A 21,907-nucleotide genomic window follows, 5' to 3' on the forward strand; every position below is an offset into this window, starting at 1 on the left:
CGACTGCCTCTGCGCGATGTCGAAAAGTGGATGAGCCAAATGTAGGAATTCGCCCGACACAATTCATGTGACTTCCGACCATCCGACGCCCCTCATTCGGGGCATCACGCGTCGGCAATCGAGGCACGCCGTGACTCAGTACTCGGATTCGGAGGGCCCGCCGCCGGGCTGGCTGTCGCCGGCGACGAGCGTATTGCCCATGCCGAGCAGCTCGCGCGCACGCTGCAGGTTGAGCAGTTGATCCCGGCTGCGCCGCGCGTGCGCGCGGTCGCGCTCGAGCTCCCAGACGAGCTTGATCAGCTCCTTGTGCGTAGCCGCGCTGCGCACGCGGCCGAGCGAGAAGGTCGCGAAGAGCGAGTCGCGCCGCACGGTGTCGACCAGGAGATCGCGCGCCTGCTGCAGGCGCTGCTCATCGGTCAGCTTCGGGGCGGGCCGCGCATGGTCTGCCACCTTGAAAGGCGTGGCGCGGGCCTGGTTCACCCATTCCGGCGCGCGCGGCGTGTCGTTGATCTCGATCACCGGCGGCACGTAGCGTGGCACGGCGGGAGCCGGTGCGAGCATCGAGGGTGCCGCCGCGGCAACCATCGGCGGGCGTGTCGGTCTTGGGGTTGGATCGGGTGTGGGCTCGACCACTGCCGCAACGGCAGCCGATGCGGTGGGCGCCATCACCACCTCGGCGATCGCAGCGACGCTTTGCGCATCTTCTTCGTCGAAGGCCTCTTCCGAAGCCGGCAAGGGTGGCGCGGTGTCGACGGCCTCGTCTTCGTCTTCCGGCAGCAGGTCGCCCATGGGCGTCAGTGCGGGTTCGGGGTAGACGTCGACGTCGACGCTCGTCAGACGGGGGGTGTCGAGCGCGCCAGGCATGGTCTCGACCGGCTCGGCCGCCTGGGCGTCGTCAGGGATCTCGACCAGCCCCATGCGCACCAGCTCTTCGAAGTGGCTGGTCTGTGCGCCGGCCTTGAGCGCCATGGTCAGCACGTCGCCAAGCGAACGGCGGCCATCGACCAGCAACAAGACGGTGCGGTAGCGCTGACCCAGCCCGCGCGTGCGCTGGCGGAGTTCGTCGACGCCGGCGGGCGTCTTGGTGGGGGCGGTGAGCTTGGGCATCGATCAGGTTTCGGTCTCGCATTGTGGCGCGGCCCGAAAGTGGGGGGCAACCGCTCGCCCAGCCGGCACCGCCGGCCAGCCAGGGGTCACGGACACCGCTGCTTACACCGTGCGGCGGGCAGCCAACAGCCAAGCCGATTTCACCCGCTCAGCGCTGGCTGCGTGCCTTGCGGCCATCGAACTCGGCCAGTTGCTGCTTCAGCAGCAACAGCAGCACACGTGCCGTGGCCTCGTCCATGCTCAGCGTGGTGCCGGGCTCTTCGTCGCCGCGGGCGTTCTTGGGAAGCACGAGCGCATCGATCCGGGCCTCGACGAGCCCGTTGCGGTTGCTCATGGCCTTGATCTTTTGCAGCTCGATCTGGAAAGTCTTCAAGCCAGCTCCTGGCGAAATTGGTCTACGGAAGCCCTGAGACTATCTCAATACGCAAGCCCGGCTAGCATCGCCCCATGAACCTCATCTATGTCGCCGACCCGATGTGCTCGTGGTGCTACGGCTTTGCCAAGACGCTCGACGAACTGCTCGCCCAACCCGGGCCCGCCGCGCCCCTGCAACTTGCCCTCGTGATGGGCGGCCTGCGCCCGTTCACCACCGAAACCCTGTCGCCGGAGCGCGCCACCGAGATCGCCGGCCATTGGCACCATGTGGCCGAGGCGAGTGGTCAGCCGTTCGCGCAGGCGCCCAATACCTCGCTGCACATCCCCGGCTTCGTGTACGACACCGAACCCGCAAGCCGCGCCGTCATCACCGTTCGCACGCACTGGCCGCGCGTGGTGTGGCGCTATCTCAAGGCCGTGCAGCATGCCTTCTATGCCGAAGCCAAGGACGTGACGAAGCCCGAAGCGTTGGCCGATGTCGCCGAGGCGCTGGGCATCACGCGTGTCGACTTCGCCAAGGCCTTCGCTTCGCAGGAGATGCGTGACGCCACCCTGGCCGACTTCCAGCAGTCGCAGCAGTGGGGCATCAGGGGCTTCCCGGCCCTCATCGCGGAACACGGCGACCACTTGCACCTGGTCTGCCAGGGCTACATGCCAATCGCCGAATTGCGTGAACGGCTTGGCAGCGCAGCCGCCCCGCACTGACCCGGCCGCCCTGCGCAGCCCGGCCTCGGATACGCTCGGCGGCGTTCAAACCCGCGCCCGTGGAGCCTTCGCCATGAAACGCCGCATCTTCCTCAAGACAGCCGGTGCGGCTGCGCTGCTGCCGAGCCTGACTCTGGCGCGCGAAAACTACCCGAGCAGCCCCATCACTTGGATCTGCCCCTATGCCGCAGGCGGCAACGCCGACACCCGCTCCCGCCAGATCGCGCGCGTGATGCAGGGCCTGCTCGGCCAGAGCATCGTCGTCGAGAACCAGGCCGGCGCAGGCGGCAACATCGGCACCGAGACGATCACCCGTGCCAGGCCGGACGGCTACACGATCGGCATGGGCAACTTCGCGCCGCTGGCGGTGAACCATGCCCTGTTCGACAAGCTCCAGTTCAACCCGGCGACCGACCTGACGCCGATCATGCTCATCGAGCGCGGCCCGCTCGTGCTGATGGTGCGAAGCGACTCGCCCTATCGGTCGGTCAAGGACATCGTCGACGCCGCACGGGCGCAGCCCGGCACGCTCAGCTACGCATCTGGCGGCGTGGGCGGCACGCACCACTTGAGCGGTGCGCTGTTCCAGCATGTAGCGGGCATCGAGTTGACGCACGTGCCCTACAACAGCGGCGCCGCGGGCAGCAGCGATCTGATGAACGGGCAGGTCGACCTGATGTTCGAGCAGATGTACTCGGCCTCGCGTTCTCTCAAGCGAGGCCGGTTGCGCGCGCTGGCAATCACCAGCAAGACCCGCTCCCCCCTCTACCCCGACCTGCCCACCATGGCCGAGAGCGGCTACCCGGCTGTCGAAGTGACGAACTGGCAAGGCATCGTGGCGCCCAGGGGCGTGCCGTCCGACGTCGTGAAACTGCTGAACCGCACGGCCAACCAGGCGCTGCAAGACAGCGAGCTGCGCCAGGCGATCATCGACCAGGGCAACGAGGTAGCAGGCGGCTCGCCGCAAGACTTCGCGGCGGTGATCCGCAGTGAATCTCGGCGCTGGGGCAAGGTCGTGCACGACGCCAAGATCCAGCCCGCGTGAGCCAGCGCGGCACGGAGCAGCCCCGCCGCCAAACACTCACTCGGTCGGCCTGCACCTCTGCGCGATCCATGCGCCGATGAGTTGCGGGTCGTTCACGGTGCGCAGCTCCATGTAGGCCTCGGCAGCCTCCGGGTAACGGCGCCGCAGGTAGTTGAGCCACTGCTTGATGCGCCCGGCCTGGTGCCGCGGCACGAGGTGAAGGCGGACCTCCTCCCAGAACGCATGCATCAACGGCAGCACCTCTTGCCAGGGCAGCGGTGCGCGATCCGGCGCTGCGATGGCGAGCGCCAGACCGGGGTCGCTGACCATGCCACGCCCGAGCATCAGCGCGTCGCAGCCCGACGCCTGCCGGCAACGCTCGGCGTCGTCGGCGTTCCAGATCTCGCCGTTGGCAATGACCGGGATCGGCAGGGCCTCGCGGATCTGCTGGATGCGGTCCCAGTACGCAGGCGGCCGGTAGCCGTCGGACCGCGTGCGCGCGTGCACCACGATCTCTTCGGCGCCCCCGCGGTGCAGCGCCTGCGCGCACTCGAGCGCGAGGGAGTCGTCGTGGAAGCCGAGCCGCATCTTGGCCGACACCGGCATGCCCGACGGCACGGCGCGCCGCACCGCAGCCATCAGGGTGTGCAGCAAGGGCGGGTCGACCAACAAGGCGGCGCCGCCACCGTGCCGGTTGACGACCTTGGCCGGGCAGCCGAAGTTGAGGTCGATGCCCGCCGGCCCGAGCGCAGCCAGCTTGGCGGCGTTCTCGGCCAGGCAGACCGGGTCGGAGCCCATCAATTGCGCCCGCACCGGCACGCCCGAGGGCGTGCGCCCCCCATGGCGCAGCTCGGGCACGATGCGCAGGAAGGCGCGATCCGGCAGCAGGGTGCCGGTGACGCGGATGAACTCGGACACGCAACGATCGATTCCGCCCACACGCGTGAGCACGTCGCGCAGCATGTGGTCGAGCAGGCCTTCCATCGGCGCGAGGAGCAGTTGCGTCATGGCGGGTATTCTCCGACGCCATGGAACCCCAAGTCGCCTCCGTCAGCCTGAGTGCTGAGCACAGCTTCTCGAAGAACACCACCTCGCAGATCACGCTCTTGGCCGGCCTGGGCGTCGAGGGCGATGCGCACTGCGGCGTGACCGTGAAGCACCGGTCACGCGTGGCACGCGATCCGACCCAACCCAACCTGCGCCAGGTGCACCTCGTGCATGCCGAGCTGTTCGAAGAACTGGCAGAACAGGGCTTTACGATCGAGCCCGCTCAGATTGGCGAGAACATCACCACGCGCGGCATCGACCTGCTGGCACTGCCCGTCGGCACGCGTCTGCACATCGGCGACTCGGCTGTCGTCGAGCTCACCGGCCTGCGCAACCCCTGCGAGCAGCTCGATCGGTATCAGCCCGGCCTGATGGCGGCGGTGCTCGGGCGCACCCCCGAGGGCAAACTGCTGCGCAAGGCCGGCGTCATGGGGATCGTGATCGAAGGCGGCGGCGTTCGCCCGGGCGACTCGATCCGCACCGCATTGCCAGCACACCCGCACCGTGAGCTCGAACGCGTCTGACGGCCGCCGAACCCGGGGTGCTGCGCCATGAGTCCTGCCCTCGAAACTGCCTGCACGCTTTTCGACACCGCCATCGGCCGCTGCGGCATTGCCTGGGGGCCGAACGGCATCAGCGCCTTCCAGTTGCCCGAGCCTGATGACGCCGGCACCCTGCGCCGCATGTTCCGCCGCGGCCAGCCGCTGCCGCGGGCCAAGCCGCCGCGCGAGGTTCAAGGCGCGCTCGACGGAATCGTCGCGCTGCTGCAAGGCCAGCCGATCGACCTGCGCCAAGTGCAGATCGACTACGACGGCATTGCGCCCTTCCATCGCCGCGTGTACGAGATCACGCGCGAGATCCTCGCCGGCCAGACACGCACGTACGGCCAGATCGCCGCCGAGATGGGTGAACCCCATGCCTCGCGTGCAGTGGGCCAGGCGCTGGGCGCCAATCCGTTTGCCGTGATCGTGCCCTGCCACCGCGTGCTGGCGGCAGACGGCCGCTCGGGTGGGTTCTCGGCCGGCGGCGGCGTATCGACCAAGCTGCGCATCCTGCTGATCGAGCAGGCTCAGTTCGGGCCCCACCCTGGGCTGTTCTAGGATCGCCCTCGATTCGACACCAAACCAAAGGAGACACCCTTGAAAGCACGCCTGACCCCTGCCCTGGCCTTCGCCCTGCTTGGCACCTGGGCCGCAACCGGCGCCCACGCGCAGGCCAGCGCCCCCGCTGCGCAAGAGGCCGGCGCCGTCACCACCAAGAGCGGCCTCGTCTACCGCTCCCTGAAAGACGGCACCGGCGCGAGCCCGAGCGCGACCGACACCGTGAAGGTGCACTACCGCGGCACCTTCCCCGACGGCAAGGAGTTCGACAGCTCCTACAAGCGCGGCCAGCCGATCTCGTTCCCGCTCAATGGCGTCATCAAGTGCTGGACCGAAGGCGTGCAGATGATGAAGGTCGGCGGCAAGGCCAAGCTGGTATGCCCGGCGTCCATCGCCTACGGTGAACGCGGCGCCGGTGGCGGCGTGATCCCGCCGAATGCCACGCTGCTGTTCGAAGTCGAGTTGCTCGACATCTCGCCGAAGCGCTAAGGCAACGCTGAATAAGTCCCCGCGAGGCGGCGCGCCTCGGTTTGGGATGGGCTGCAAGGCGCAAAGCACAGCGATACCCGCAGGTATCGCGAGCATTTGCAACGCCGCAGACCGCCCAAAACGAGGATGCGCCGTTCGCGAGGGACTTGTTCAGCGTTGCCCTAAGCCTCCAGTCAACCGGCGACGGGCTGCAACTCCGGCTCGTCGTCGTCCTCGGCTTCTTCACCGAGGAAACCACCGCTCTGGTGCGCCCACAGGCGCGCATACAAACCACCCTGCGCCAGCAGGCTGCGGTGGTCGCCCATCTCGACGATGCGGCCCTTGTCGAGCACCACCAGCCGGTCCATCGCGGCGATGGTGCTCAGCCGGTGCGCAATGGCCACCACGGTCTTGCCTTCCATCAGCGAGTACAGGCTCGCCTGGATGGCGGTCTCCACCTCGGAGTCGAGCGCGCTGGTGGCTTCGTCCAGCAGCAGGATGGGCGCGTCCTTCAGCATCACCCGTGCGATCGCGATGCGCTGGCGCTGGCCACCCGAGAGCTTGACGCCCCGCTCGCCCACATGGGCGTCATACCCGGTGCGGCCCTTCGCATCGGCCAGGCCGGCCACGAACTCATGCGCCTCGGCGCGCCTGGCGGCTGCCAGCATCTCGGCCTCGTCGGCCGAGGGCCGCCCGTACAGGATGTTGTCGCGCACCGAGCGGTGCAGGAGCGACGTGTCTTGCGTGACCATGCCGATCTGGGCGCGCAGGCTGTCCTGGGTGACGCCAGCGATGTCCTGGCCGTCGATCACGATGCGGCCGGCATCCACATCGTAGAAGCGCAGCAGCAGGTTCACGATCGTCGACTTGCCGGCACCCGAGCGGCCCACGAGGCCGATCTTCTCGCCGGGGCGGATGTGCAGCGAGAGACCGTCGATGACCTTGCGCGCGGCGGACCCCTTGGCGCCGTAGGCGAAGTCGATAGCTTCGAACCGCACATCGCCGCGGGTGACGGCAATCGGCATGGCATCGGGCCGGTCGAGCACTGTGCGGTGCTTCGACAGCGTGATGATCCCGTCCTGTACGGTGCCGATGTGCTCGAACAGCGACGCCATCTCCCACATCACCCAGTGCGAGATGCCGTTCAGGCGCAACGCCATCGCCGTGCCGGCCGCCACCGCGCCCACGCCCACCTGGCCGAGCGTCCACAGCCACAGCGCCGCTCCGGCGGTGCCCGCGATCAGGATCACCGACAACACCTGGTTCGCGAGCTCGAAGCCGGCCACCATGCGCATCTGCTGCTTCACCGTGCCGAGAAACTCCTCCATCGCACCGCGTGCGTAGGCGGCTTCGCGGCCAGCGTGCGAGAACAGCTTGACGGTTGCGATGTTGGTGTAGGCGTCGGTGATGCGCCCGGTCATGAGCGAGCGCGCATCGGCCTGGTTCTTGGCCACATGCGCCATGCGCGGCACGAAGTAGCACAGCACGCCGATGTACAGCGCGAGCCACACGAAGATCGGCGCCAGCATCCACAACGCGAAGCCACCGAGTACCGTGAGCAGCGTCACGAAGTAGATGATGACGAAGACCATCAGATCGGCGCCGATGAACCAGGCATCGCGCACCGCCAGGGCGGTCTGCATGACCTTGGTGGCCACGCGGCCCGCAAACTCGTCCTGATAGAAGCTCATGCTCTGGCTGAGCATCAGGCGGTGGAAGTTCCAGCGCAGCAGCATCGGGAAGTGGCCGCCGAGCGTGAGGTGCTTGAACGCCGTCTGCAGGCCCACCAGCCCGATGCTCAGCACCAGGATGCCCAAGAGCCACAGCAGCGATTCACGCTCGCGCGACCACAACTCGGCCGGCGGCGTGTGCGAGAGCCAGTCGACGATGCTGCCCATCATCCCGAACAGGTAGGCCTCGAAGGCGCCGATCGCCGCCGACAGCAGCGTCATGCCCAGCAGCCACGGCCGCATGCCGCGCGTGCCGGCCCACAGGAAGGCGAGCAGCGAGCCCGGCGGCGACGCGGGCGCGTCGTCCGGAAATGGGTGAACCAGCCGTTCGAAGAATCGGAACAAGAAAAGCCCCTGGAAACGAGATCGAAGCCCGGAAGGTTAGCGGATGGCGCTTCACGATAATGGCCGTCCACCGATAGGCCCTGATGTACCGCCCGACTCTCCGATACACCCTGCTCGCGCTGGCCGGCGCCGCGCTGATCGCGCTGCTTGCAGCAAGCGCCACGCTCGCTGCGCTGTACGACGATCTGCCCGAGATCGACATGCTGGTCGACTACCGCCCGCGCCAGCCGCTGCGCGTGTTCACGCGTGAGGGCGTCGAGATCGGCGAGTTCGGCAGCGAGCGCCGCTACTACCTGCCGATCACGCACACGCCCCGGCTGATCCAGGACGCCATCCTCGCGATCGAAGACACCGGATTCCGCGACCACTCAGGGGTGAGCGTGAAAGCCACGCTGCGCGCGGCGATCGCCAACCTGTGGCACGCGCGCAGCCAGGGGGGCTCGACCATCACGCAGCAGGTGGCGCGCAACTTCTACCTGACCAAGCAGAAGTCGTATGCGCGCAAGCTGCGCGAGGCGCTGCTGGCGCTGAAGATCGAGCGCCGCTTGAGCAAGGACCAGATCCTCGAGCTCTACATGAACCAGATTTACATGGGCCAGCGCTCGTACGGCTTCGAGGCCGCGGCGCAGTCCTACTTCGGCAAGCCGCTGCGCCTGCTCTCAGTGGCCGAAAGCGCCATGCTCGCCGGCCTGCCGCAGAACCCGCGCTACGCGAACCCCGTGACGAACTACGACCGGGCGCGCAAGCGCCAGCTGGTGGTGCTGGAACGCATGCGCAACACGGGCGCCATCACCCAGAAGCAGTACGACACCGCCAAGTCCGAACCGCTGCATCTGGTGCGCCGCACCGATGCACCCGTGCATGCCGAGTACGTGGCCGAGGCCGTGCGTCGCACGGTGTACGCGCAGTACGGCGAGGCGGCCTACGCCCTGGGGCTGAAGGTCACCACCACGCTGCGCGCCGCCGACCAGCAGGCCGCGTACGACGCCCTGCGCAAGGGCCTGGTCGATCACGAGCGCCGCCAGCCCTACCGCGGCCCGGAGGACAACGAAGACATCCCGCGCGATGCCGTGGCCGGCGACCCGGCCGTGGCCCAGGCCCTCGCCGACCATACCGACGACGAGATGCTGCGTGTGGCGCTCGTCACCGAGGCGAGCCCGCGCGAGGTGGTGGCCACCTTGTCGAGCGGCGAGGTCGCCCGCATCAGCGGCGACGGCCTGAGGCAGGTGCAAGCTGCGCTGCAGCCCCGCGCCAGGGCAGAGCTGCGAATTGCGCGCGGCGCCGTGATCCGCACCGTGCAGGACGGCGCCCGGTGGTCGATCACGCAATGGCCCGAAGCGCAGGGCGCGCTCGTGGCGCTCGAACCGGCGGGCGGTCGCGTGCGCGCGCTGGTGGGCGGCTTCGATTTCGGCCGCAACCAGTTCAACCACGCCACGCAGGCGTGGCGGCAGCCCGGGTCGAGCTTCAAACCCTTCATCTACTCGGCGGCCATCGAGAACGGCGTGATGCCCGGAACCTTGGTCAACGACGCGCCCTTGCCACCCGACACCGACGGCAAGGACCCAGAGTGGAACCCGAAGAACTCCGACGACCAGTACGACGGCCCCATGACCCTGCGCGATGCGCTGGCGCGCTCGAAGAACCTCGTCACCATCCGCCTCGTGCAGCTGCTGGGGCCGGACGCCGCGCGCCAGTGGGCCGCACGTTTCGGCTTCGAGCCCGAGCGGCAGCCGGCCGACCTCACGCTCGCTCTGGGTGCCGGCGCGACCACGCCGATGCAGCTTGCGTCCGCCTACGCTGTGCTGGCCAATGGTGGCCACCACGTGAAGCCGGTCATGATCGATCGCATCACCAACGCGCATGGCGCGGTGCTGTTCGAAGCCGTGCCTGCAACTCCGGCCGAAGTGGACCGCGTGATCCCGGCCCGAAATGCCTTCCTCACCAACACGCTGCTGCAGGAAGTGACGCGCTCGGGCACGGCGGCCCGTGCGCAGGCGCAACTCAAGCGACCCGACATCTACGGCAAGACCGGCACCACCAACGATGCGGTCGACGCCTGGTTCGCGGGCTTCCAGCCCAGCGTCGCGGCGGCCGTGTGGATGGGCTATGACACGCCACGCAGCCTGGGCGAGCGCGCCTCAGGCAGCGCCCTCGCGCTGCCGGTGTGGATCGACTACATGAAAACCGCGCTGCAAGGCGTTCCCGTGCACGAGGCCGAGGCACCGCCCGGGCTGGAGCAGGTCAACGGCGAATGGGTCGACGTGGCCAACCCGCCCGCCAGCCCCTGAGGGCCATGCGGATCGGTTTCAGGCGGCGCTCGTCTTGCGCGAGGCCCAGAGCTTCTGAACGGCGCTCACGACCACCAGCGCGATCGCGCCCGCCACCACACCCACCAGCCCATTGAGCAACGCGGGAACAACCACTTCGCCCACGCCACCCAGGCCGGCGCCGATGTGTTCGATGGCGTGGTGCAGCGCTGCGATACCGTGAACCAGGATGCCGCCACCCACCAGAAACATGGCGGCCGTGCCCGCAATCGTCAGGCCCTTCATCAAGTAGGGCGCGGCCCACAGGATGCCGCGGCCCAACGCTCTCGGCGCGCTGCCAGCCTTGTGGCTGAGGTACAGGCCCAGGTCGTCGAGCTTGACGATACCCGCCACGACCCCGTAAACGCCCACGGTCATCATGATCGCCACCCCGACCAGCACCGTCGCCTGGGTGACGAAGGTCGCTTCGGTGACGGTCCCGAGAGTGATCGCAATGATCTCCGCGGAGAGAACGAAATCGGTGCGCACGGCGCCCTTGATCTTGTCCTTCTCGAGCGTCGCCAGGTCCACCTTCGGCTTGTTCATCTCGGCTTCGAGTGCTGCCAGGCGCGCCGCCTCGCCGCCGTCTTTCTCGTTGCGGTGCGACCATTTGTGCGCGAGCTTCTCCACGCCTTCGTAGCACAGGAACAGACCGCCCACCATCAGCAGCGGCGTCACCGCCCAGGGCGCGAACGCGCTGATGAGCAGCGCGGCCGGCACCAGGATCGCCTTGTTCATCGCCGAGCCCTTTGCCACGGCCCACACCACCGGCAACTCGCGATCTGCACTCACGCCGCTGACCTGCTGCGCGTTGAGCGCCAAGTCGTCGCCGAGCACGCCCGAGGTCTTCTTGGCGGCGATCTTGGTCAACAGGGCGACGTCATCGAGGACGGTCGAGATGTCGTCGAGAAGGGCGAGCAAGCTGGTGGCCATGGTGTGCAGACGCGGAGTTGAAACGAGCAAGTTGAAGCGAGCGAAGCGCGCGCTGAGCCCGCCGCAGCTGCGGCGAGGATGGTACGCGAGCGTCAGCCCGCATTCAGATTGCGCTCAGGCCTTGAGCCCGGCGAGACCGCCGGAGCGTGACCTCAGCCCAGGGCGAGAAACTCCACCCAATTGCCGTCCGGGTCCTCGACCATCGCGATCTTCACGCCCGGGCGCAGTTCGCGTTCCTTCATCGCCACCTTGGCACCTGCCGCGGCGCAGGCGTCGACCATCTCGCTAAGGTTGCTGACGGTCATGGTCCAGTAGCGGTAGCCGCTGCCGCCTGGGATGCCGCCCGGTGCGGCCGGGGCCGCCACCTTGTCGGCCACCACGAGCTTGACCATGCTCTCGCCGCACAGCATCTGGTGCATGGTGCCCACGCCCTGCACGGCCATCTCGCGCAGGTACTTGAAGCCCAGCACGTCGCGATAAAAGGCCAGCATGGCCGGGCCGTTGGTGGTGACGATGCCGAGGTCGATCGATTGCTTGGTGAGTTGCACGCCCATGACGCAAGGTTCCTGTACTGGTTGATCAAGGCCGACACGGTAGCAGGCGCGCGCCTTGCTCTGCCACACTGACCTATAAGCTTGCGCCTGCCGCACCCGAACCCTTCAGACGATGCCCTCTCCCGATTTCGGCCCCTCTACCCAGCAATCCGACACCGCCCTGACCCGCGAGGCCCTGCCAGCCGGCACCCGGCTGGGCGGCTACCAGATCGTCGACGCGCTGCTGCGCGGCGGGTTCGGCATTCTTTACCTGGCGCTCGATTCGTCGCTGCAACGGCAGGTGGCGATCAAGGAGTACCTGCCCGCCGATCTGGCCGTGCGCAGCGGCGCGTCCCAGGTGGAGCCTCGCACGCCCCGGGTGGCCGAGGCCTTCGCCAGGGCGCGCGATGCCTTCATCGCCGAGGGCCGCCTGCTGGCGCAACTTCAGCACCCCTCGCTCGCCCACGTGCACAGCACCTGGGAGGAGAACGGCAGCGCGTACATGGCGATGCCCTACTACGAAGGCCATACGCTCGCTCAGGTGCTGGCCGCGCAGAAGCGCCCGCCCGACGAAGCCTGGCTGCGCGCGATGCTCACGCCGCTCCTGGGCGCACTCAGCGTGCTGCACAACGCGCAGTGCCTGCACCGCGACATTTCCCCCGACAACATCATGTTGCTGGCCGACGGCAGGCCGGTCTTGATGGACCTGGCCGCGAGCAACCGCGTGGCCGGCGACGACGCGATGTCGCTCGGCCAGAGGCTCAACCCGGCGTACGCAGCCATCGAGCTCTACAGCGAATCGGCCACCCTGCCGCAGGGCGCCTGGACCGATCTCTACGCCCTGGCCAGCGTGCTCCATTTCGCCATCACGGGCCAGCCCCCGGCGCCCGCCACGCTGCGCGTGAACCCCGATCCGCAGCGGCCGCTGGCCGACACCGTGCGCGCACTCCAGGCGCGCTACCCGGCGCTGCGCTACGACTTCACGCCCGGCTTTCTCGCCGGCATCGACAAGGCCCTGTCGGTGCGGCCCCGCGAGCGAGCGCGCGACGTGGCGGACTTCCAGCGCCTGCTCGATCGGCCATCCCAGGCGGCGCAACCACCCATCCAAGCCACGCCCGCCGCACCGGATGCTCGCGCGAGCGCCGACGCACGTCGCGAACCCGTCTTCGATCCGCCCCCTGCCACGCCGCGCGAGGAGTGGTTCGCCGATGCACCACCCGAGCGCCAGGCCGCCATCGCCCCCCCGCCGCGCCGCAGGGGCTCGCTGTGGGTGGCAGCCCTGGGGTTGATCGCGCTCGTCGGCGTCGGCGGGTGGTGGTGGATGCAGATGCAACCGGTGAGTGCCACGGCGAGCGCACCCGCCGTGATGCCGGCACCTGCCGCACCCAGCGTGGCGACCGCCGCGCAGGCCGCGTCGCAGGCGGTCCCGGTCGCTGCTGTCGAAGCATCCGTGCCGGCCGCACCCGCGTCGGCGAGCCCCACGTCGATCGCGCCCAGCGAACTGGCTGCAGCGCCCTCGCCCGCTGTGCCCGGCTCTGTTCCCGCTCAAGCCCCCCTGGTTCAACCTCTCCCCTCGGAAGCTGTTCCCGCCACGCCGGCCGTGGCCCCAGCACCAAGCGCGCCGGAACGCCCCGCGCCCGAGGCCCCGGCACCGCGCAAAGCCAACAGAGAGAAATCTCCCGCAGCCGCAAGCACCAGCGCCGAAGCCAGCACGCCGCGAGCTGCCTGCGGCACGCGCGTGAACTTCGCGCTGTACTACTGCATGGAGCAGCAGTGCGACCGCGCCAAGTTCATGCAACACCCGCAGTGCATCGAGTTCCGCGCGCGCGAAGAGTGACGCCGCAGCGCGCCACGCAAGCTTCACTTCGCCTTTACCTCCCAGCAACCTCGCAGCGTCAACACCGCTTCGGCACGCACCGTTGATCACCCGTGGGGGCCTGTCGGCACCCAGGAGTGAAGACGATGAACCAGTCTGTCCGACGAAGCAAGCTCGGCGTGCTCGGTGTGGTGCTACTCACGCAGTTGCTCAGCGCCTGTGTCGTGGTGCCCGTGCCTGCGCGCCGCGTGCGCCCGGTGGTGGTCGAACCGGCCTACGGCCCGCCGCCGCCGTACTACGAACCTCGTGGGCGCCGATAGGGCATCGCTGCCCGATGGTAGACACTGGCCGCCTCAGCGCACCACTCGGCGCACCAGGGAGCCACCATGAACACCACAGGCGACGCCACACCCGCCCCGGCCAACGCGGTGACACGCCGCGTTGCCGATCTGCCGGGCCCACGCGGCATTCCCTTGCTGGGCAATGCGTTGCAGGTTCAACTCGATCGCATCCACCGCGACATCGAAGCGTGGGCCCGTGAGTTCGGGCCGTACTTTCACTTCCGGCTCGGCCGCCTGCCTGTGCTGGGCGTGGCCGACCACGAGGCCATCGCCACCCTGCTGAAAGACCGCCCGGATGGCTTTCGCCGCACCTCGCGGCAGACGATCGTCGGCATGGAGATGGGCTTCAAGCCCGGCGTCTTCGGTGCCGAAGGCCAGGCGTGGCGCGACCAGCGCCGCATGGTCATGGCGAGCTTCGCGCCGAACCATGTGCGGGCGTACTTCCCGACGCTGCTGAAGGTCTCGCAGCGCCTGCGCGGGCGTTGGCAGGCCGCGGCCCGCGCCGGGCGCACCATCCCCTTGCAGGAAGACCTGATGCGCTACACGGTCGACGGCGTGGCCGGCCTCGCGTTCGGCACCGACATGAACACCTTGGAGTCGGACGACGACGTCATCCAGCGCCACCTCGACAAGATCTTCCCGGCGCTCTTTCGGCGCATCTTCGCGCGCGTGCCGTACTGGCGCGTGTGGCGCAGCCAGGCCGACCGAGAACTCGACCGCAGCGTGACGGCGATCAAGCACGCCATTGCCAACTTCATCGCCCAGGCGCGCGAACGCATGCGGATCAACCCTGCGTTGCGTGAGCAGCCGAGCAACCTGCTCGAAGCCATGATCGCCGCCGCCGACCACGGCGACAGCGGCGTGACCGACGAACACGTGGCCGGCAACATGCTCACCATGCTGCTCGCCGGAGAAGACACCACCGCCAACACCATCGCCTGGATGATCTATCTGCTGCAGCGCAACCCGCAGGCCCTGCAGCGCGCCACCGACGAAGTGCACCGCATTGCCCCCGACCCGGCCGCCTACACGCAAGAGCACATCGACCAGTTGCACTACCTGGAGGCCTGCACCGCCGAGACCATGCGGCTCAAGCCGGTGGCGCCGATGATGGTGTTCGAGGCCCTGCGCGACACCCGTGTGCACGACATCCTCGTACCCCAGGGGGGCTACGTGTGGTGCGTGATGCGCCACGACAGCGTGAACGAAGCGCACTTCCCCGACCCCACCGCCTTCAAGCCCGAACGCTGGCTGGACGGGGCCGACGCGGCGCTCGCACCCAGTTCGCCCAAGCGCGTGTCCATGCCCTTCGGCGCCGGCCCCCGCGTGTGCCCCGGGCGCTATCTCGCCACGCTCGAGATCAAGATGGCCATGGCCATGCTGCTCGGCAGCTTCGAGATGGAAGCGGTCACCACGCCCGATGGGCAGGAGGCCCGCGAGCGCATGGCCTTCGCCATGTCGCCGGTGGGCCTCGGGCTGCGGGTGCGTGAACACGTGACCGCCGCCTAGCGCATCGCGCCAAACGCAACACCACCCGTACGGATCGTGGCAATCGCCACGCAATGCGTCTGCTCGCGATGAGAAAGGCCTCATGCGCGAGCCCCGCCTGCCGACAATCGGCGCATGCGCCGCGGTCCATTCCTGCGTGAACTCGCCGATCGCGTTCTGACGCGCGAGCCCGCGGTGCGCCGCAACCTGAGCTTGTGGTTGACCTCGGTCGTCACCTACGTCCTGTACGCCGGCCTCCTGGGCCTGCAGGTGGCGCTCGGCTATACGCCGGCGCGCATCGCAGCGCTGCTCGTCGCCAGCGCGGTGGTGATCAACGCCGGGTTCTACATTGGCGTGCGTCTCGGGCTCGGCCCGCGTGGTGACCGTCACCTGGGCGTGAGCCAACTGCTGGTCGGCATCGTCTACATGTGGGCCAACTACGCCGTGGCCGGGCCGGTGGCGGGCGCCACGCTCATCATCATGGCCAGCCACATCGTCTATGCGCTGTTCGGCCTGGCGACGCGCCGCGTGTGGCAGATCGTGGCCTTCTCGCTCACGGGCCTGGGAGCCACCATGTGGCTGTGCAGTCAGTGGCAACCCGAGCGCTACCCGCTGGGGGAGCAACTTCTGGGCTTCGGCTACGCCGCGCTGGTGGCGGCGCTGATCGCGCGGCTGGCAAGCCTGGTATCACGCATGAACGAGAGCCTGCGCACACAGCGCGGCGAACTCGCGCTCGCATTCGAGAAGCTGCGCCTGCTCGCCACGCGCGACGACCTTACCCAGGTGCACAACCGCCGCCACATGCTGGAGCTGATGACGCTTGCACAACAGCAACGCGAGCGCAGCGGCGCAGCGATGTGCGTGGCAGTGCTCGACATCGATCACTTCAAGGCGATCAACGACCAGTACGGTCACACCGCGGGTGACGAAGCCCTGCGCCGCTTCGCCCAGACGGCCCAGCAGGCCTTGCGCACGAGCGATCTGCTCGGCCGCTGGGGCGGCGAAGAGTTCGTGGCGCTGCTGCCCGACACCCCGCTAGCCGCGGCGCAGCAGGCGCTTGCGCGGGTGCGCGAGCAGGTTGCGTCGGCCGATTTTTCCGGCGCAGCGCCCGATCTGCGCATGAGCTTCTCCGCCGGGCTGGTCCAGGTGAACCCTGGCGAGCGCATCGAATCGGTACTCGAGCGTGCCGACCACGCGATGTACCGCGCCAAGACCGGCGGGCGCGACCGGATCGTGCTGGGTTAGGGCCTGTTCGCACCACCCCGCCCGAATGACCGGGCGCGCGCCAAACCCTGGGGTCCGCGCGAGAATGCGCGCCTGCCCGGGGCGATGCCCGGCGTGCCCCAACCCGCCACCACGCGTGAGCCTGATCCCCCTCTACCTGGACGACGCCCTCGTCGTCGTCGATAAGCCCGCCGGCCTGCCCTCGGTGCCCGGCCGCCCGGCCGAACTGCATGACTGCATGGCCTCGCGCGTGCAGGCGGTGCTGCCCGATGCACTGGTGGTGCATCGGCTCGACATGGCGACCTCCGGCCTGCTCGTCTTCGCCCGCCACAAGGCGGCCCAGAGCACGCTCGGCACCGCCTTCGCCGAACGCCTGGTGGCCAAGCGCTACCTGGCCGTCGTGGCGGGCGTGATGGATCGCGAGCACGGCGAGATCGACCTGCCGCTCATCGCCGACTGGCCCAACCGGCCCTTGCAGAAGGTCGACCACGAGACCGGCAAGCCCTCGGTGACCCGCTTCGAGGTGCTGGTGCGCGAACCCGGCCGCACCCGCGTGGCGCTCACGCCGTTGACCGGCCGCTCGCACCAGTTGCGCGTGCACATGCAGGCACTCGGCCACCCCATCGTGGGCGACACGCTTTATGCGCCGCCCGCAGTTGCAGCGCGGTCGCCCCGCCTGCTGCTGCACGCCCACGCGCTCGCGTTCGCCCACCCGGTGAGCGGAGCGCCCCTGTCCTTCGAGAGCCCTGCTCCATTCTGATGAACCTCGCACCACCTTCCACCGCGCCCGACACCCCGCTGCGTGCCTTCCCCGCCTTCATCCGCTTCTGGTTCGCGCGCGTGTTCGGCACCATCGGCAACCAGATGCTCATGGTGGCCGTGGGCTGGCAGATGTACGAGTTGACCAACAGCGCCTGGGACCTCGGCATGGTCGGCCTGCTGCAGTTCCTGCCTGCGCTATTGCTCACCCTGGTGGCGGGGCATGTGGCGGACCGCTACGACCGCACGCGCATCCTGGCGCTGTGCATGGCGGCGCAGGCGGTCATCGCGGTGGTGTTGATGACGGCCGCGCACGGCCATTGGGCGAGCCGCTGGCTCTTGCTGGCCATGTCGGTCGGCCTGGGGGTGGCCAAGGCCTTCCAGATGCCGGCGCAGCAGGCGCTGGTGCCTTCGCTCGTGCCGGTGCCGGTGTTGCCGCGTGCGCTGGCCTTCAGTTCGGCAGGCATGCAGGCGGCCATCATCGGTGGCCCGGCTCTGGGTGGGTTCATCTACGTGGCGGGCGCGAACGCGGTCTACGCGGTCTGCGCGCTGAGCTTCGTGATCGGCGGCGTGCTGTTCACGCGCATCGGCCACCCGCACGTGCCGCCGCCCAAGGAGCCGGTGTCGATGGGCACGGTGCTGGCAGGCTTTCGATTCATCTGGAACCGCCCCGTCGTGCTCGGCGCCATCTCGCTCGACCTGTTCGCCGTGCTGCTGGGCGGTGCGACCGCATTGCTGCCGATGTTCGCCAAGGATGTGCTGCATGTGGGCCCGTGGGGGCTGGGGTTGCTGCGCGGTGCGCCCGCGGTAGGCGCGCTGTGCATGTCGGTGGTGTTGACGCGCTGGCCAATCAACCGCCGCGTGGGCAAGGTGATGCTGGGTGCCGTGGCGGTGTACGGCGTGGCGACGTTGGTGTTCGCGCTCTCCACGGTTTTCGTGCTCTCGTTCGTGGCGCTGTGGGTGAGTGGCGCGGCCGACATGATCAGCGTGGTGATCCGCCAATCTCTGGTGCAGCTGGAAACACCCGACGCCATGCGCGGGCGGGTGTCGGCGGTCAACTCGATCTTCATTGGTGCATCGAACCAGCTCGGTGAGTTCGAGTCGGGGGCGACGGCGGCGCTGCTCGGGCCGGTCGGCTCGGTGTTGCTGGGCGGCATCGGCACCTTGGCAGTGGCGGTGTTGTGGCTGAAACTCTTCCCCGCCTTGGCAAGCCGTGAACGATTGACCGAAGCGCCCTGAGGAGGGCCCTTCGACCGGGTTTTCACGAGCGTTCGAACACAAGGCCGCGAAGATACTTCGCGCACCCTGGCTGCCCCGAACAACGACACCATGACAGCATCGACGCCGAATCGCCCTGACTTTCTCTACCCGGGCGGCTCGCCGCTCATGCACCCGCCGCTGCAGCTCCAGGATTCGGAGATGTACGGCTTCTTCGTGAAGGGCGACCTCACGAAGCTGCAGGCCACGGTCGACGAAACCCTCACCGCCTGTGCCGGCGGCGAGATGCGCTTCCAGGTGTTCTCGCCTTTCGTGATGCTCACCTTCACCAAGGTGCACAAGGCGTTCTCCACCTGGCCCGCCGACCAGGCCAAGGGCTGGGGCGAAGAGCTCGACATCATCACCTGGGTGATGGTGGGCCAGATCAAGAAGGGCGAGGCCGGCATCAGCCGCGTGTTCTTCTACCCGTGCCACATCTTCGTCGACGACGCGATGGCGCTCATCAATGGGCGTGAGCTGTTCGGCTACCCCAAGTACCTGTGCGAATACAGCATGCCCGCCCCGGGCGAGCCGGCGCGCTACTTCTCGCTGGCGGCCAAGGGTTTCGAGCCTTTCTCGCCCGACTCGAAGCTGCAGACGCACCCGCTGATCGAGGTGGCCGCCACCACCAACCGCCACGGCGTGCGCAAGCTCGGCGGCTTTGTGGAGCTGATCGAAGAGGCGATCGAACTCATCGCCGCCAACCTGCCCGCCACGCTGGAGCTCGACAAAGAGGGCTGGGAGCAGATCGCCGGCATGCTGCGCAGCCCCGGGTGCGAGCAGATCTTCCTGAAGCAGTTTCCCGATGCGTCGGGCGTGAAGGCGGTGTACCAGGCCATCGTGGCCGCGCCCGCCAAGGTCACGGCCGTGCACGGCGTGGAGGTGTTCGAGGACGACTACGAAGTCACGCTGCACCGCTTCGCGAGCTTCCCGCTCAACGAGACACTGGGCCTGCAACTGGGCACGCAGCCGGGCATCCTGCCCTTCCACCTGAGCTTCGACTTCGAAGTGACGCCGGGCGAGGAGATCCACGACAACTCGCAGGTCGCGCCCGAAAAGATCGCCATCCTCGGCGGTGGCGTGGGTGCCATGACGGCGGCCTTCTACCTCACCGACCAACCCGGCTGGCAGAACCAGTACGACGTGACCGTCTACCAGCTCGGCTGGCGCCTGGGCGGCAAGGGCGCGAGCGGCCGCAACGCAGCGCTGGGCGAACGCATCGAAGAGCACGGCCTGCACATCTGGTTCGGCTTCTACCAAAACGCCTTCAAGACCATCCAGCGCGCCTACGAACTGATGGGCCGCCCGCCCGGCGCGCCGCTGGCCACCTGGGAAGACGCCTTCAAGCCCCAGCATTCCTTCGCGCTCAGCGAACTGATCGACGACAGCTGGCGCCAGTGGCTGATCGACACGCCCATCCGGGAAGGCGTGCCCGGCAATGGCGACGAAGACATCGGCCTGTGGGACATCGCCCTCACCATGTACGCGTGGGTCAAGATGTGGATCGGCGAGCTAGATGGCGTGCACGGTGAAGAAGCCGCCGTCGCAACCACCCAGACCGTGACCACGACGACCACGACCACCACCACCGTGGCCGCCGTCACGAGTGAGGACGGTGACAACAGCTGGCTGGAGACGATCGCCACCCGCATCGAGCGCACGGTCGAGACGATTGCCGCCGACCTGCACAGCGCCTTCGACGCCACCCTGTCGTTCGTCAAGAGCCTGCCCAGCCTGGTTGACCAGGACAGCCACGACCGCTCGCTGCAGGCCAGCGCACTCAAGAGCGTGCGCTCGGCGCTGCGGGCGCGCTACGGTGCGCGCGCCGAAGACGACACCGTGGCCGACGACCTGCGCCGCCTGTACATCTGCATCGACCTGGCCGTCACCTCGCTCATCGGCATGCTCGAAGACGGCGTGTTCGAGAAGGGCTTCGACGTCATCAACGGCGAAGACCTGTGCGACTGGCTGATCCGCCACGGCGCCAACGAGAAGATCAGCGTCCACTCCGCCCCCATCCGCGGCCTGTACGACCTGGTGTTCGCCTACGAAGATGGCGACTTCGACCGCCCCAACATCGAAGCCGGCACGATGCTGCGCGGCATCCTGCGCATGACCTGCGGCTACCAGGGCGGCATCATGTGGAAGATGCAGGCCGGCATGGGCGACACGGTCTTCACGCCCTTCTACGAAGTCCTCAAGAAGCGCGGCGTGAAGTTCAAGTTCTTCCACAAGGTCGAAGAACTGTTGCCCGATGCGAGCGGCAAGACGGTCGGCCAGATCCGCATGACGCGGCAAGCCGATCTCGCCGGAGCCGACTACCACCCCGTGCGCAGCGTGAAGGGCCTCGATTGCTGGCCCAACCAGCCGCTGTACGAGCAGATCGACCCCGCGCAGGCGGCGCTGCTGCAGGCCGACCCGCCCATTAACCTCGAATCGAACTGGACCGATTGGCCACAGCGCTACCAGGCCAAGTTCGGCAAGCCACTGCCCACGGTCACGCTGCAGCGCGGTGTCGACTTCGACCGCGTGGTGTTCGGCATCTCCGCCGACGGCCTGGCGCAGCTCTGCCCGCAACTGGTTGCGAAGAGCACGACGCTGCAGAACTCCGCCAAGTTCGTGAAGACCGCAGCAACGCAGGCCTACCAGGTCTGGCTGGACCGCACTGTGCCGCAGCTCGGCTGGAAAGACTTCGGGCGCGGGCATGAAGTGCCGGTGCTCACGGCCTTCAGCGAACCCTTCGACACCTGGGGCCCGATGGACCAGACGCTGATCCGCGAAGACTGGCCCGCGCCATTCGAGCCGAAGAACGTCTCTTACTTCTGCAGCGCGCTGCCGATCAAGGACTACCCGCCGTTCACCGACTCCGACTTCCCGGTGCGCATGGCCGCGCAGGTCAAGCAGGCCGCCATCGACCAACTCAAGCACCAGATCCACGCCCTGTGGCCGGCCGTGGCCACGGTGCAGGACTTCGACTGGAGCCGCCTCATCGACACGACAGGCGCGAGCGGCGAGCAACGCTTCAGCAGCCAGTACTGGCGCGCCAACGTCGACCCGTCCGAGCGCTACGTGCTCTCGGTCGTCAACAGCACGCAGTACAGGCTGGCCGCAGACGGCACGGGCTTCTCGAACCTCTACGTGGCAGGCGACTGGATTCGCACCGGCGTCAATGCGGGCTGCGTCGAAGCCGCGGTGATGGGTGGCATGCAGGCCTCCCGAGCGATCTGCGGCCACCCGAAGGTGATTGCCGGCGAGAAAGACGTCCCGTGATGTGTGACATTAGTCGCACTTCGCGAAACAGCCTTCGTCTGCCCATGCAACTTCTCGTTACATTGCCAATCACGTCCGC

At 68.2% G+C, this 21,907-nt stretch carries 19 protein-coding genes; 13 read left to right on the forward strand and 6 right to left on the reverse strand.

Annotated features, from left to right (window positions below):
• Window positions 1–135: 135 nt before the first annotated feature.
• Entirely contained in the window at window positions 136–1,107 is a 972-nt protein-coding gene (locus AC1KAR_RS18025) for a hypothetical protein (RefSeq protein WP_480320186.1), read from the reverse strand.
• Window positions 1,108–1,255: 148 nt separating this feature from the next.
• Window positions 1,256–1,480, reverse strand: coding sequence for a hypothetical protein (locus AC1KAR_RS18030; RefSeq protein ID WP_480320188.1), 225 nt, complete (start codon window positions 1,478–1,480; stop codon window positions 1,256–1,258).
• 74 nt (window positions 1,481–1,554) lie between these two features.
• On the opposite strand from AC1KAR_RS18030, the gene AC1KAR_RS18035 reads away from it, so the two are divergent.
• Both AC1KAR_RS18035 and AC1KAR_RS18040 read left to right on the forward strand, forming a co-directional pair.
• On the forward strand, window positions 1,555–2,187 hold the full coding sequence (locus tag AC1KAR_RS18035) for a DsbA family protein (protein WP_480320190.1): 633 nt from the start codon (window positions 1,555–1,557) through the stop codon (window positions 2,185–2,187).
• A gap of 73 nt (window positions 2,188–2,260) precedes the next feature.
• On the forward strand, window positions 2,261–3,232 hold the full coding sequence (locus AC1KAR_RS18040) for a Bug family tripartite tricarboxylate transporter substrate binding protein (protein WP_480320192.1): 972 nt from the start codon (window positions 2,261–2,263) through the stop codon (window positions 3,230–3,232).
• A gap of 36 nt (window positions 3,233–3,268) precedes the next feature.
• On the opposite strand, the gene AC1KAR_RS18045 is transcribed toward AC1KAR_RS18040, so the two are convergent.
• Window positions 3,269–4,219, reverse strand: a complete 951-nt coding sequence (locus AC1KAR_RS18045) for a tRNA dihydrouridine synthase (protein WP_480320194.1) — start codon at window positions 4,217–4,219, stop codon at window positions 3,269–3,271.
• Window positions 4,220–4,239: 20 nt separating this feature from the next.
• On the opposite strand from AC1KAR_RS18045, the gene AC1KAR_RS18050 reads away from it, so the two are divergent.
• Genes AC1KAR_RS18050 through AC1KAR_RS18060 form a run of 3 tightly spaced genes read left to right on the forward strand, consistent with a single transcriptional unit; the run spans window position 4,240 to window position 5,847 of the window.
• Window positions 4,240–4,782, forward strand: a complete 543-nt coding sequence (locus tag AC1KAR_RS18050) for an MOSC domain-containing protein (protein ID WP_480320197.1) — start codon at window positions 4,240–4,242, stop codon at window positions 4,780–4,782.
• A 27-nt stretch (window positions 4,783–4,809) separates the two neighbouring features.
• Window positions 4,810–5,358, forward strand: a complete 549-nt coding sequence (locus AC1KAR_RS18055; protein ID WP_480320199.1) for a methylated-DNA--[protein]-cysteine S-methyltransferase — start codon at window positions 4,810–4,812, stop codon at window positions 5,356–5,358.
• A gap of 39 nt (window positions 5,359–5,397) precedes the next feature.
• A complete protein-coding gene (locus AC1KAR_RS18060) occupies window positions 5,398–5,847 on the forward strand; it encodes an FKBP-type peptidyl-prolyl cis-trans isomerase (RefSeq protein WP_480320201.1) in 450 nt (149 codons plus the stop codon).
• A gap of 173 nt (window positions 5,848–6,020) precedes the next feature.
• Here the strand turns inward: AC1KAR_RS18060 and AC1KAR_RS18065 are convergent, their stop codons facing one another.
• Window positions 6,021–7,901: an ABC transporter ATP-binding protein gene (locus AC1KAR_RS18065; protein WP_480320203.1), complete on the reverse strand. Its 1,881-nt coding sequence runs from the start codon at window positions 7,899–7,901 to the stop codon at window positions 6,021–6,023.
• An 83-nt stretch (window positions 7,902–7,984) separates the two neighbouring features.
• Here AC1KAR_RS18065 and AC1KAR_RS18070 point away from each other — a divergent pair, with 83 nt between their 5' ends.
• Window positions 7,985–10,189 carry a penicillin-binding protein 1A gene (locus AC1KAR_RS18070; RefSeq protein ID WP_480320205.1) on the forward strand — a complete coding sequence of 735 codons (2,205 nt, stop codon included), beginning with the start codon at window positions 7,985–7,987 and terminating at the stop codon, window positions 10,187–10,189.
• Between the two features lie 18 nt (window positions 10,190–10,207).
• Here AC1KAR_RS18070 and AC1KAR_RS18075 read toward each other — a convergent pair whose 3' ends face one another.
• Together AC1KAR_RS18075 and AC1KAR_RS18080 are read right to left on the reverse strand one after the other, a co-directional pair.
• Entirely contained in the window at window positions 10,208–11,140 is a 933-nt protein-coding gene (locus AC1KAR_RS18075) for a DUF808 domain-containing protein (RefSeq protein WP_480320207.1), read from the reverse strand.
• Window positions 11,141–11,292: 152 nt separating this feature from the next.
• Window positions 11,293–11,694 (reverse strand): VOC family protein, encoded by a 402-nt coding sequence (locus tag AC1KAR_RS18080; protein WP_480320209.1) that lies wholly within the window; start codon window positions 11,692–11,694, stop codon window positions 11,293–11,295.
• 112 nt (window positions 11,695–11,806) lie between these two features.
• Between AC1KAR_RS18080 and AC1KAR_RS18085 the strand changes: the two genes are divergently transcribed.
• From AC1KAR_RS18085 to AC1KAR_RS18115, 7 genes are all read left to right on the forward strand, one after another.
• Complete coding sequence (locus AC1KAR_RS18085) at window positions 11,807–13,510, forward strand: serine/threonine protein kinase (RefSeq protein ID WP_480320211.1); 1,704 nt, start codon at window positions 11,807–11,809, stop codon at window positions 13,508–13,510.
• A gap of 125 nt (window positions 13,511–13,635) precedes the next feature.
• Window positions 13,636–13,809: a hypothetical protein gene (locus tag AC1KAR_RS18090; protein WP_480320213.1), complete on the forward strand. Its 174-nt coding sequence runs from the start codon at window positions 13,636–13,638 to the stop codon at window positions 13,807–13,809.
• Window positions 13,810–13,875: 66 nt separating this feature from the next.
• Window positions 13,876–15,339, forward strand: coding sequence for a cytochrome P450 (locus AC1KAR_RS18095; protein WP_480320215.1), 1,464 nt, complete (start codon window positions 13,876–13,878; stop codon window positions 15,337–15,339).
• 114 nt (window positions 15,340–15,453) lie between these two features.
• Window positions 15,454–16,563, forward strand: coding sequence for a diguanylate cyclase (locus AC1KAR_RS18100; RefSeq protein WP_480320217.1), 1,110 nt, complete (start codon window positions 15,454–15,456; stop codon window positions 16,561–16,563).
• A gap of 124 nt (window positions 16,564–16,687) precedes the next feature.
• The gene (locus AC1KAR_RS18105) at window positions 16,688–17,302 is read left to right on the forward strand and encodes an RluA family pseudouridine synthase (RefSeq protein ID WP_480320776.1); all 615 of its coding nucleotides are present in this window, start codon (window positions 16,688–16,690) and stop codon (window positions 17,300–17,302) included.
• Complete coding sequence (locus AC1KAR_RS18110) at window positions 17,302–18,540, forward strand: MFS transporter (RefSeq protein ID WP_480320219.1); 1,239 nt, start codon at window positions 17,302–17,304, stop codon at window positions 18,538–18,540. Before AC1KAR_RS18105 ends, AC1KAR_RS18110 begins: the two co-directional genes overlap by 1 nt.
• Window positions 18,541–18,630: 90 nt before the next feature.
• Complete coding sequence (locus AC1KAR_RS18115; RefSeq protein WP_480320221.1) at window positions 18,631–21,828, forward strand: NAD(P)-binding protein; 3,198 nt, start codon at window positions 18,631–18,633, stop codon at window positions 21,826–21,828.
• Window positions 21,829–21,907: the final 79 nt, after the last annotated feature.

Source organism: Piscinibacter sp. PDB1-1 (assembly GCF_056675995.1).